Here is a 13071-nt window from a genome sequence, read left to right as displayed (position 1 = left end):
ATGAACAGAACGAACGTCTACGAAACTATCGGCGCGCTGTTAGGTGTATGTTACCGGCGTATTACCAACAGGAAACACTGGTCTGCAGCCGCTCTGGTGCTGGTTTTTTATGTGCCATTGGTAGCTCAACAAGCCCCGCAGAAGGTGTTGATAGGGGGCATCCAGTTCGATTCGGCGGACGCCTATACGTCGGCCTACAAGGTTGAGGCAGCTCTTGCCGTGGCGCTAGAAGCCTCCGGACGCTATGCGCTTATCCCGAATGTTACGCGTGATTCACTCGTTGCATCATTACGTAATGATTCTCTTTCCGTGCAGGCAGCAGCTGACAAACTTGGCGCGGAACTCATCGCGTTCTGCTCCATCGGACGTATCGCAAATCTCGTTCGGATGGAACTGGTCATCATTGGCGGTGATGGTTGGATCATCACTACATCAGGTGTGGGCTACGCCACATCGTTCCTTGTCTCTGACAGCACCAAGAAGCGCGTGATCGATCCAGCGATCCTCACCGCTACGCAACGAGCACTCTGTGTAGCGGTTCGTGATTCATCGTTGTATGCAGCTGCCGATTCTATCCTTGCTGTACATCCATCTGAGCTTGCAGCCGTGGGCGGAATAGAGTTCATCGCAACCAATACAGATCTTGCACCGTGGTCGGTGATGAGAGAGAAGATCGCTGCATCGTATGATGCTGTATCTACGATCGTTGCGGCGATGAGACAGAATCCGGATATCACCGTGGTGGACATCGAGACGCGCGACAGTCTGTATGCGTTGGGCGGACTCTTCATGGTTGAGAACTACAACGCTGCATCGCGCTCCGAACTCAACATTCTGAAGGGCTTTGAGATCACGCACCTGATATCCGGCCGTTTAGAACGGATGAAGGGTGGTGCGGAGTTAACGTTGGTCTATAACGAGATCAAGCCCGATGCAACGTATACGCCAGTGAAGAAGGCTCAGTTCATGATCGCGGTTGATTCAAAACTCGCGTTCCAAGACGGCGTACGCGCCTGCCTGCGCAAGCTCTTTGGTTCGATCACCGAACCAGCGGAACGGAAGTAGTAAGTGCGCCACTGGAGCCGGAGGTCACTCGGACTCCATAGATGCCTGAGGCCAGGCCATCGGTAGAGCATTGCAGGACAGAAGCCCCTTCCGAGATCTTCATGTTGTTGTAGGAGCGGACGATATTGCCAAGTCCGTCCACGATCTCGATGGTCACAAAATCGCCATGTTTTGCCGTTGCTTCCACCGAGATCACGTCCCGTGCCGGAAGTGGAGGTAGGATCCGGAATGTTGAAGCAGCGCCGATCTGGATCATGAAGCGAGGACCGCATGCATCCACGATGATTGAGCCATCGTCAATGAGCACGTTCACAGCCTCTGTAGCCCAAATGGTAGTGCGTGTAAAGGCCAACTCTGTACTGTCTGGGATAGCAGAGAAGGCAACACCATGAAGGACGGCAACAACGCCTGGGCGACCGCAATCCGGTCCGGTTGATCGCAGCAGCAGACGTATGGAATCGTTATCCATCGTCCAATCAACAACGGCGTCCTGCATCGTTCCTGCAGAAATTGAGTCTACGAATAGGTTGAGCTCGTTGAAGGCGATATACGTCCGCAAGCTATCGACCATTGCATCGTGCACATCCGTGTCCCAATAGACCGGTATCGAGATACGTTCGTTCGGACCCTTCACATAGTCATCGATATGCAGTCTCAACGTATAGGTTGGAGGTACGCGCGGATCCTGGGCCCGCCCCTTGAGGGAGATAGCTGTTGATGTTGTGCACTGATCAACATCTACCAGAACCAACTGCGCATCATGAACGCCTTGAGAGGTTGGAGCATATTCCAGCGTGGTTGTCAGTGAGCCGCCGGCAGCAACGGTCTGTCCATTCACCGATGCAGTTATACGCCATGGTACGGTAGGGGGCTCCACACGCAACTCAACGATGGTCCGCGCATTCACACTCGGATTACTGATGGTCACAACTCCCGAGTTGTTCTGCATCGGCTCGAGTGTACCCAAGTCGAGTGGATCGGGTGTGAGGACGAGTCTATCACTCGGAGCAAGGACCACGGTGACGGATATCGTATCGAACGTTCCGCATATTCGATCATAGAGAAAGATCGTAGCCGTGGTGGTTCCGGCAGAGAGTTGCGATGGATCGATCTCGATCGTGATATAGGCACTGTCAGAAGGGGCAATGGTCACGCGAGATTCGAGTGTGCGCATGCCGCGTGGTGCGTTCGCCAAGGTCACGTCAACATCGGTCTGCAGTGTGCCGCGGTTGTTGAGTTTCACTGTGGACGTCGCCTTTGGTAGACAGGCCTCAACGGTTCCAAAGTCAACAAGCGTTGGCGATGGAATCACATCCGGTACAAGCAGTGATCCACGAAGCGGGACGGCGAACGTGCCGCCGGCCGCATCGGTAACCACATCGAGTGTGGCAGTGGAGAGCCCCATACCAGCTTGCGGGTTGTATTCAACAACGATCCAGTGTCGGGTTCCGGGAGACATCGTAAGCGGAGTGGTCAGTCCCACGATACGGAACGGTGTACCGACGGGCCTGATGGACGCACTTGTCAAGACAACGGGTCTTCCGCCCTTCACATCGATATAGACGCTGTCTCGTTGTACACGTGAGGTGCATTGCTGTGTCCACTGCAACTGTGGTGGACCAAGATCAAGGTCTGTTGAAAGTGCGCGAAGTCTGACGTCGGCAGATACGGTTGTTGAGCATGTTGTAAAGGCCTCTACATCCAAGAACCCAACATATTCTGCGGGAACGGGTGAACTCCACGAGATGGTCACAATGGCACTGTCATTCTTCCGAAGTACAAATGGGACGTTCGGGATGCCCGTGATCATGGCGAACGGAAGCGGCCTCATGCGGATGGCGTAGATCGTTGCGCTGTCCCCCGTTGCGAGTCGAATAACGAAGCGCTTTTGGATAACCGTGTTCACATCGGCTGAGTCGAGCACGGCTGGAGGTGTGATCGTAATGGCCAAGTCTTCGACCATACCACGTACAATGATGGTCTCAACGGTGTCACAGGGTTGAATGCGAACCCTGATCGTGTCGAGAACCGGGCCTTTGCGTGAAGCGGTATAGGTAAAACGAACCTGACGAGATTGTCCGCCAAGTAACGTGATGTTTCCAACCGTTAGACCAGTGATCTGCGGCGATGAAGTGGTAAGGTTGATCGCGGTGGTTGTCTGGCTCTCATTCTTGAACGTTATCGTCCTATCGAGCTGTGTGCCGGTGCACATCGAACCGAGGTCAACGATCCGCGGTGTGATGGTTATGACCGGACGCAGCGACACACCACGCAATGCAACCTGCCACGAAGATTTTGGTCCGCGTGTGAGTGTGAGATCATCATTTTCGATGATCATCGTTGCATTGTCGTTCCCTGTCTGCGAGCGATACTCCACAAGCACGGTATCTCGTTCGAGTGGCTGCAAAACCCAGGGCGCACCAAAACGACCGCTGACAAATCCCAGTACAATGAACGCTTGCGGTCCGAGGTTTGAGGCCGTCATCGAACGTATCGTGAGCGGCGCATTCCCCGTATTCGAGATCGGAATCCGGAGAGTGTCGCGCGTTTCACACTTTGCTTCCGCCGAGACATTCACAATGCTGTTGAAGATCGGCGATATCCCGTAGATCCTCACCGTGATAAACGTATCTCGTGTGCAGGGGGCTAACCGGACTCTAAACTTGGCTTGTATCCAGCCTGTGTCTCGCGCCGTGGCTGCCACATACGTCAGTGTACCTTCCGGACGTACAAGCGCCGGAGGTGGTACCGTAAGGCTAATGTTGGTATCACCGGATACACGCGTGATGTTTACGATCGATTCGAGATTCTGTCCGGAGGAAGTGCGCCACATCAACGTTCGGTTGACTGGGACCCCAACACGCTCAGTATAGGTAACGAGCGTATCGATCGGATACGCAACCGGTTCACGTCTGTCTCCTTCGAGAAGGACGATCAGCGTTGTATCCGGGTTTTGGATCTGAATGTTCAGAACCGCTACATGGTTTCCGGCGGTGCGTGGTCGGTATTCGATGATGAGCGGCTGCGGAGTGCAGGATGCGATCGTTGCCGATATCGGCGCATTCACGATTCGGAAATGAATGGCATCCGGTCCGGTGATCGACGCCGACCATGGTGAAGCGAACCAATTGATGTTTCGCACCATCACCGTATCTCGTTTCGCAGAATCAGGGCACACACCGCGGAATCGGAACGTTGTATCGCTCTGCGTTCTCAGTGCCGGTGCAGTACGAAACACGCCGTTCCCTACTACCCATCCATCGTTGTTGTTGAGGAAGAGAATGTCGTCTGTGTTCGCCCCTTCCAAACCGCAATTTCTCAACTGCCAGTTCTGACCGGCATTGGAGGTATAATAAACGCTTTGATTCCAGCCTGCGGCCCAGCCATGATCTGCATCATGTAAGAAGGACCCGAACATCTGTTCGCCGGTATCAAACTCACGCCAGGTTTGGCCGAGGTCCGGACTGAAGCGAATACCTTCCAAGAGTCCTGGCGTGGTATTACACTTGGTTCCTCCCGCCGGAACACAGATCGCATTGCCATACATCGCCAGTTCTTCATGCCATGGAGCACTTGTTCCCGTGTAGGCAAGGACCTGCCAATTCACTCCGTCGGACTGCGATCTCCACAACGTGCCTGAACCGATAGCATAGACCGTATTAGCAGGCATCGTTGCATCCCAATACGGATCGGAAAGAGCCGATCGCTTTTCATTCGTGTCAAGAAACATTTGGAAGGTTGCGCCGCCATCCATTGTCCGTAAGAATGCATTGTAACCACAGCCACCGCCGGTGAACCAGCCCTCGTTGGCGTTGCGGAACCAGCCGCCCCATATGAACGGGGAACCTGGTGGTTTGATATCCTGCCAGGTTGCACCACCATCTACGGACTTGAAGATTCCGCAAGGTCCGGAGCAATACCCAACGTTTTGATTCAGGAACTGGATGTACTCAAGGTGGCATGCACCGCCGGCTGCCAATACCTGCGTCCCCTGCCACGTCTTGCCGCCATCCACCGTGCGAATGACGTAGCCTCCGTTTTCATCACAGGCCCATCCGTAGTTCGGATCCGTGGGAAGAAAGAAGATGTCGAGGTAGTATCCAGTATTGTACGGAGCCGGTATGGGCACCTTTTCCCATCGCTGCGCATGACTCGTCACAGCGCAAAACGCCGTAGCCACAAACACCAAGATGGTGGCGAGGGTCTTCATCATCTACAATAACAATCTACTCGCCCTAAAGATACATTGTTTCACCTTCAAAGGTCACCTTCAGGTCACCTATCCAGGTCACCTATCCAGGTCACCTATCCAGGTCACCTATCCAGGTCACCTATCAGGTCACCTACAAGGCAAAGGTATCTTCTCGAGCCGGGCTGGTAGACACCCACGTGATCTTCGTTTCCAAGAGCTGTTCGATCATGCGAACATAGTCTTGGGCGGCCTTGGGGAGTGCGTCGAAGGACATGATGCCATCGAGGGGGCAATTCCAGCCGGGGAGGGTGATGTAGTCGCATTGGACGCGACTCAGTGTCTGAGCATCTGCAGGGAAGGACTTCAGGGTCTTTCCGTCCAGGGAATATCCGGTGCAGATCTTGAGTTCGTTGAATACACCAAGGACATCAAGCTTGGTAAGGGCGATCTCGGATATCCCATTGATCATGATGGAATACCGAAGAGCTGGGATATCCAGCCAGCCACAGCGCCTGCTGCGTCCGGTTGTAGCCCCAAACTCATGACCTTCTGAACGGAGGAGTTCGCCGGTGGCGTCCTCGAGTTCCGTTGGGAACGGACCGTTTCCAACACGAGTACTATAGGCCTTCACAACACCAGTAACAGATGTGATGCTGGTTGGCGGTATACCAAGTCCGGTGCAGGCTCCGCCCGATGTTGGGTTGGAGCTGGTTACGAACGGGTAGGTGCCATGATCGAGGTCGAGGAGAGCCCCTTGAGCACCTTCTGCGAGAACTCGCTTGCCATCTTTGAGGGCATTGTTCAGCAGCGTGGTGGTGTCCGTGATGTACGGATCGATCTGCGTATCAAAGGCAACGTATTCATCGATCATGGCCTCCACGTCGAGCGGGGCTACGTCATAGAGTGCGCGCAGGATCTGATTCTTTTCGGCGAGGTTCGTGCGGATCTTTTCGCCCAGTGTTTCGCGGTCGAGCAGATCTACGATCCGAACACCGATACGCAGGGCCTTGTCATTGTATGCTGGACCGATACCCCGACCGGTGGTACCGATCGAGCCAGCTTGTTTCTCACGAGCCGCATCCATCATCTTATGGTACGGCATGATGAGGTGGGCCTTGTGCGAGATGTGTAGGCGTCCGGCAATGCTGATCCCCATGCCTTCGAGCATATGGATCTCTTCCATCAGAGCAACGGGGTCGATCACGACCCCGTTACCGATGACGCATTGAGTGTTTGGGTGGAGGATCCCGGAAGGGATCAGGTGCAGGATATACTTCTTGCCGTCGAAGACGATGGTGTGTCCGGCATTGGCACCGCCTTGATAGCGCGCCACGATGTCGGCCTGCTCAGAGAGCATGTCAACGATCTTGCCTTTCCCTTCATCGCCCCATTGGGCGCCAACGATGATGCGTACGCTCATTGCCGTTGCAGAGCCTCTGCAAGAGTTGTTCGAGATTCGAACACTTGAGCCAGTTGCGTCATGGTGAGAAGCGACTGAACCTTTTCGGGAATGGCTGCGAGAATAAGACGGGCCTCGTGCTTGCGCACGGTGGCCAACGCTCCTACGAGCATTCCGAGTCCGCTTGAATTCATCACACGGACACGCTCAAGATCAAAGACGACCACAGCCCCCTCACCGGCACATGCCTCGCGAACGAGGGATGTGAGTTCGAGAGCTTCGGCTCCGCCAAGCACTTCTTCGCCAAAGGCGATCACTGTGGTTTCGGCGGACGGGTTATTGACCTGAAACGTGCTCATGAAAGATCAGGCTTTCTGGTGCGATACATGACCGATCTTCTTGTGCTCCACGCGATCTGAGTACCAGATGAGGAACGACGACGCGATGTAGATCGACGAGTACGTACCAACAACGATACCAACGAACATGGTGAAGGCGAATCCTTCAAGCACGTCGCCACCGAGGAAGACAAGCACGAGAAGGGCAGCAAGAACCGAAACACCCGTGATGAGTGTACGGCTCAGCGTTTCATTCAGCGAGAGGTTCACGAGTTCACTCAGAGACATGCCCTTATGCTTATCGCGATTCTCACGAATACGGTCGAACACCACAACCTTGTCGTTAATGGAGTAACCGAGGATCGTGAGGTAGGCAGCAAGCGAGTTGATACTGAGTTCGAGGTTCAGAAGTCCGAGCTTGTTGAACAGCACCGAGATCACGAAGGCCATGAGCACGTCGTGCGCAAGGGCAACAACTGCCGAGATCCCGTAGGCAAGCTGAAACCGGAATGCCACATAGATCAAAATGATGATCGTAGCAATGAAGAGCGAGAGTGCTGAATCAAAGGCAAGCTCCGACGAGACCTTTGGATCAACATTATCAGCTCCGAGCAGTATCACATTGTCGCTTGGGAAGGCCTTCTGAAGTCCGGCAACGATCTTTGCCGACACTGTTGAAGACTGACCTGTTTGATTGATACGGATGAGGTAGTCTCCATCCTTACCGAAGCTCTTGATCTCCGCTCCACCGTATCCGATGCCACTCACAGCGCTACGAACTTGATCTGCCGAGGCAGACTTGTTTGCGAAGGAAACGCTGATCTGAGTACCACCTGTAAAGTCGATCCCTAGATCGATCATACCTGGAAGGAATGCAATGATGAGACCGACTACCGTTGCCACGAGCGACGTCATGAAGAAGACGTTGCGCTTTGTTACGAAGTCGATGTTGGTTTTCTTAATGAGATCCATGTTAGGCCGTCCTCTTCTGTCCGATGTTGAAGGTGGTTGCACCGCTGTCCACGATGATGCCGAACATCGCTCGTGTGATGACTACGGCCGTGAAGAGGGTAATGATCGCACCGGCAAGGAGCGTTACGGCAAAGCCCTTAACAGGTCCTGAGCCCCAGATAAGCAGTGGGATCGTTGCGAGCATGTGCGTGATGTTGGAGTCGATAATGGCACTCCATGCCTTCTCAAATCCTTGATCGACAGCAGCCTTGAGTGTCTTTCCGGCATACAACTCTTCGCGCATCCGTTCAAAGATGAGGATGTTGGCATCCACGGCCATAGCCGTAGAGAGGATCAAACCGGCGATACCAGGCAACGTGAGTGTTCCGCCAAAACCGGCAAGACCGGCTACAACGAGCAATACGTTCATGAGCAGTGCGATGTCTGCAATACCACCGCCCCATGCGTAATAGAGAAGCATGAAGAGGATGATCAGTGCGAACGACATCAACGAGCTGCTGATACCACGACGAATGGAGTCTTCTCCAAGGGATGGTCCAACAACACGTTCTTCGATGATCTTCACCGGAGCCTTGAGAGCGCCGGCCTTGAGAACTACCGCAAGAAGGTTGGCTTCTTCTGGACTACCGGAACCGGTGATCTGTGACGATCCGTTCGGGATCTTGTTCTGCACAACAGGTGCAGAATAGACCCGACCGTCGAGTACGATCGCAATACGCTTGTTGATATTCGCTCCGGTGATCTGCGCCCAGCGCTCGGCACCGTCTGCATTCATTTCCATCAGAACCACCGGACGGTTGCTGGCTTGGTCGAAGCTTGGGAACGCTTCCGTTACCACATCTCCCGTGAGATCAGCTTCGCGTGCCACTCCGTACACATCAAAGATCTCCGGAGTGCCATCCTTTGTTGGAGTGCCTTCCGGTTTTGCAGCAACGATGATGTCGATGTCTGCCGGCATAGCGCGCTTCACATCCGGACGATCGAGGATCTTGAGCAACTGCGGGAGTTGCTTGCCGCTGATGATGAAACGGTAGAGTCCGGTTTCAGGGAAATCTTCAGCCTTCTTGAGGATGAGATCGAACGGCTGATACGACGACTTTTCGCTCTGAGCGTAATATCCGCCCAGCATGTGCGAGAGTGGATAGTCGCGCTTGATACGGCGTGCTGCCTCATCATCGCTCAACCCAGCGTATGGATTGTCCTTCTTACCGGCCGTGTCCTTTGCAGCAGCTGTCGCTGCCGTGTCGGTCTTTGTTGTGTCGGCCTTTGTGCTGTCAGCCGCAGCGAGCGCTGCCGTGTCCGCAACAGCAGCCGTGGTGTCTGGCTTCACACCCTTGAGCAGGTTGTCGATGGCCATGAACGCACGAATGAGGTTGCGATCCATCACAACACGCTTGAATTCAAGACGGGCTGTGGTTTGGAGAAGCGAACGAATTTCTTTTTCGTCCTTCACGTCCGGCAACTCGATCACGATCCGGCGTGCCCCTTGCTTTTGGATGTTTACTTCCGAAAGCTCGTATTTGTTGATACGCTGCTTGATAACCTCAAGAGCTTGCTCAACGGCACCCTCGGAGTCACGACGAAGTTTTTCTTCGATCGAGGCTTCGGTAGGATCGGACTGATTGCTCACTGTGAAGTACTGGAGGAGCGACTTGCCGCTTCCACGGAAGTTCTTCAGGAACGTTTCCAGCACGTCGTTGTCCGTGTTGTCCGTTTCCTTTCGAGTCTTGTCGAGGATGCTCACGAAGTCGTCATCCACACTCGAAGGGTCGGCAGACTCTTCGATGAGCTTCAGCACGTCCACTTCCAACGTGACGTACATACCGCCACGAAGGTCGAGACCGAGCTTCAGGCGACCATTCCGCGCCTTGATGAACGATTCACCGTTGGAGACATCCCACTGCTCCAGGGCAGCCGAATCCCGAGCGAGTGCTTCTCGCTCTTGATTAAGCTGGTAATAGCTATACGTTGGCCATAGCAGATACGCTGCAGCCACGATAGGCAGCAGAATGAGCAACCACTTGCTCAGATTCTTCGAACTCAAGAGTCCTCCATTCTTTCTCAATCGGCATAGCCAGCCCCATCTCCAACGAGGAGACGAGACAAGGACGGCGAATATACGGAATGGTACATTTGCATTGCTATGGATAGACGCATTGCCGATACTCCGGAAATAGACTGGACCAAGTACCCTATGCCAAGGGTGCGCCACCACGTCAACTCCCAGGCCTATTTACCGGCCAGCCAACACCACAGATTGCCTGCCTGGTACCCTCCAGTGATCGATTCTGTGGAATGGGGCTCCTGGTTCGCCAATGGGCGTCCGGCGGACGTCCTGGACATCGGTTGTGGTCGGGGGGCCTTCCTTCTCCGCCATGCCTTGGCCTACCCGGACCTCAATATCCTGGGCCTGGAGGTGCGCCAGACGCTCACAGAGTGGATCAAGGGGGTGATCCAGGGGGAAAAGATCGGAAATGCCCATGCAGAATGGTATTCCATGGCAAATGGCTTGGATTGGATAGCCACGGGTTCCGTTCAGTATGCGGTTTATCTCTTTCCCGACCCATGGCCGAAGAACCGCCACCACAAACGCCGGGCGTTCAACGAGGATTTTCTGAAGCACCTCCATCGCGTCCTTGTTCCGGGAGGCCGCATCTGGCTTGCCTCTGACCGACAAGAGGTAGTGGACCATCAGAACGAGATCCTCTCTTCTTCAGAGTTGTTCACGGTAGTGCATCCGCAGGAACACGCTCATTCTGAGGATGAGTGGCCATTCCCGTTCACAACGGACCAGCAGATGTTCTGTGACGACAAGGGCATTCCCTACGTGCGGTATTATGCTGAACGGCGGTCCTAACATCCTGCTCCCGGAGGTTCTCCTCGTGGGGTACCGCAACGGCTTCTTCCCCATGGGTGAGCCGGAAACGGGTCGCGTCCTCTGGCACCGCCCGGATCCGCGAGCGGTGATTCCGCTCGACGCCGTCCACCTGCCGCGTTCGCTCCGACAAACGATGCGGAAAGCCCCCTACTCCATCACGATCAACACTTGTTTTGAGGATGTGATCGGGGCTTGTTCCGAGAGAGAGGACACGTGGATCACGGACGAGGTGATCGATGCCTACACGGAACTCCACCACATGGGGTTTGCTCACAGCATGGAGGCGTGGTCGGGAACAGAACTTGCAGGGGGCTTATACGGCGTAGCCCTCGGCGGTGCTTTTTTCGGCGAATCCATGTTCAGCAGGGAACGCGATGCATCCAAGGTTACCTTTGTACATCTTGTAGCACGTTTGAACGAACGCGGATTTCGCCTCCTTGATACGCAGTACATCAACGACTTCACAGCTTCGCTCGGCGCTTTGGAAATTCCGGATGCCGTGTATCAATCTCTGCTCGCCGCTGCGCTTGCCGTTCCGTGTTCGTTTGTGTGATCTTCTCTTCCTGATCCTCATCGCCCTGTTGGCAATGTCATGCGGTCAGCCAACCTACGTTCGATCTGCGGCTGCATGCCCCCTACCGCCACCTCCGCCGGAATGCAGGCCCACACAATTCGACATCACAACGTATGACACAACGTCGAGCACGGCTCGCGGTGCTTCGTATTGGGCCATCGATAACGTTGCGGGTGCGGATACCGAGCTCGAAGAATTCGGACTCTTGATGCCACGGAAACATATCACACTGTTGGTGTCGGGATACGATGCCGGCTCTGCGGGCTATCGCGGATTGACGCTGCGTGCAGTAGATACGGTTGCTCCGCGTTCCATTGGTGCGTCTCGCAGCTCAGATGTCTCCTTCATCTCCACGCAGGTGCGACCGGGATCGATCATGGGCGACGCATCGCTGATGCAGTCCATGGCCAATGAAGATGGCGTTCATGAATCAATGGCTCTGGATGCCCCGTGGAGCCTTCCCGTCTACTGGGACGGTCACGCAACAACATCGCCCAATGGCGAATGGATGGTTTTCTCCTCGGATAGACCCGGAACTCTCGGTGGCACCGACCTGTGGTGTGTGCGTCTGCGTAACGGTGCATTCGGTCAGCCCCGTTGGTGTGGCTCCGTGATCAACACACCATGCGATGAACTCTCTCCACAGTTCACGCCGGACGGAACGGCACTTCTCTTCAGCTCTGCCGGACATTCAACGGTTGGCGGATACGATCTCTTCAAGGCGAACTTTCGCGTCGTTGCAGATTCGCTCGTCTTCACAACAGTTGAGAACCTCGGCAAGCCCATCAACACATCGTACGATGAGGTGTTTCCCGTTCAGGCAGATTCAACAACATTGTACTACGGCTCCAACCAGAAAAGGGAAGGGGCTCCTCAACGCCGAGACTTCGACGTCTATGTGTTGCACCGCATACGCAATGGTCAGCCCCCTACCACCACATTGCAATTGGCTGAGACTCCTGAGCCTCCTGTAATCCCACCTCCTCTGCCGGTAGTCCCTGTAGAACGCGCCACGATCACCGGAGTGGTGATCAATGAACAGACGCAACAGCCGGTGCCGGATGCTGAGGTTACGGCACGAGAGCCGGGCACGCGGGCTGTGATATCGAGCACGCGCACGGATTCTGCCGGACGCTATACGCTTGACGTTCCGGTGGATGTTCCGGTGGATGTAAGCGCTAGCTCGTCGGATCTGTTCTATGATGCATTCCAGGTGAAGGTCCCCAAGGAACAACAGAACGATACCATCGTTCGAGAGGCACCATTGTCCTTGCCGATCACATACATGCTGCGAGTGAACTTCCCTACGTCGATGTTCGATGCTCCATACGAAAACACCTTGGACTCCAACGGACTGGAAACAACACAGTCGTGGTCTTCAGCATTGGATGAGCTGGCATCGAACGTTAAGGGCAGCATGGGAAGACTCAAGCGCCTGGTTCTTATCGGTCACACTGATGATGTTGACTCTGATGCATCAAACATGAAACTCGGCAAACAACGTGTTGAGTTCATCATGAAGAAACTCACAGAACGCGGCATCCTCAAGATCTCATGGAGGGTCGCAGTGCCGGTGAACGACTCAAACCAAACCGCAGACCGGGCGAGTCGCTCGATCTCTGGCGCAAGCGATGCAGACGCGTAGAACTCGTG

At 54.6% G+C, this 13071-nt stretch carries 9 protein-coding genes; 4 read left to right on the top strand and 5 right to left on the bottom strand.

Annotated elements, in window-relative coordinates:
- Positions 1–1065 (top strand): hypothetical protein, encoded by a 1065-nt coding sequence (locus IPI29_12705; GenBank protein MBK7413405.1) that lies wholly within the window; start codon positions 1–3, stop codon positions 1063–1065.
- Here the strand turns inward: IPI29_12705 and IPI29_12700 are convergent.
- The 5 genes from IPI29_12700 to secD all read right to left on the bottom strand — a co-directional run bounded on the left by IPI29_12700 (position 1040) and on the right by secD (position 10010).
- On the bottom strand, positions 1040–5278 hold the full coding sequence (locus IPI29_12700) for a choice-of-anchor D domain-containing protein (GenBank protein MBK7413404.1): 4239 nt from the start codon (positions 5276–5278) through the stop codon (positions 1040–1042). The genes IPI29_12705 and IPI29_12700 overlap by 26 nt on opposite strands.
- A 130-nt stretch (positions 5279–5408) precedes the next feature.
- Positions 5409–6677 carry an adenylosuccinate synthase gene (locus tag IPI29_12695; protein MBK7413403.1) on the bottom strand — a complete coding sequence of 423 codons (1269 nt, stop codon included), beginning with the start codon at positions 6675–6677 and terminating at the stop codon, positions 5409–5411.
- Positions 6674–7015 (bottom strand): STAS domain-containing protein, encoded by a 342-nt coding sequence (locus IPI29_12690; protein ID MBK7413402.1) that lies wholly within the window; start codon positions 7013–7015, stop codon positions 6674–6676. The genes IPI29_12695 and IPI29_12690 overlap by 4 nt, the downstream gene beginning before the upstream one ends.
- Positions 7016–7021: 6 nt before the next feature.
- On the bottom strand, positions 7022–7966 hold the full coding sequence (gene secF, locus IPI29_12685; protein MBK7413401.1) for a protein translocase subunit SecF: 945 nt from the start codon (positions 7964–7966) through the stop codon (positions 7022–7024).
- Between the two features lies 1 nt (position 7967).
- Positions 7968–10010 (bottom strand): protein translocase subunit SecD, encoded by a 2043-nt coding sequence (gene secD, locus IPI29_12680; protein MBK7413400.1) that lies wholly within the window; start codon positions 10008–10010, stop codon positions 7968–7970.
- 99 nt (positions 10011–10109) lie between these two features.
- Between secD and IPI29_12675 the strand changes: the two genes are divergently transcribed.
- Genes IPI29_12675 through IPI29_12665 form a run of 3 tightly spaced genes read left to right on the top strand, consistent with a single transcriptional unit; the run spans position 10110 to position 13063 of the window.
- Complete coding sequence (locus tag IPI29_12675) at positions 10110–10823, top strand: hypothetical protein (protein MBK7413399.1); 714 nt, start codon at positions 10110–10112, stop codon at positions 10821–10823.
- On the top strand, positions 10804–11397 hold the full coding sequence (locus IPI29_12670) for a leucyl/phenylalanyl-tRNA--protein transferase (GenBank protein MBK7413398.1): 594 nt from the start codon (positions 10804–10806) through the stop codon (positions 11395–11397). Before IPI29_12675 ends, IPI29_12670 begins: the two co-directional genes overlap by 20 nt.
- Positions 11339–13063 (top strand): PD40 domain-containing protein, encoded by a 1725-nt coding sequence (locus IPI29_12665; GenBank protein MBK7413397.1) that lies wholly within the window; start codon positions 11339–11341, stop codon positions 13061–13063. The genes IPI29_12670 and IPI29_12665 overlap by 59 nt, the downstream gene beginning before the upstream one ends.
- Positions 13064–13071 lie beyond the last annotated feature (8 nt).

The organism is Ignavibacteria bacterium, assembly GCA_016707005.1.
Lineage (GTDB): Bacteria > Bacteroidota > Ignavibacteria > Kapaibacteriales > Kapaibacteriaceae > UBA10438.
The sequence above is the reverse complement of the archived record's forward strand: the minus strand, read 5'-3'. Positions and strand labels throughout refer to the sequence as shown.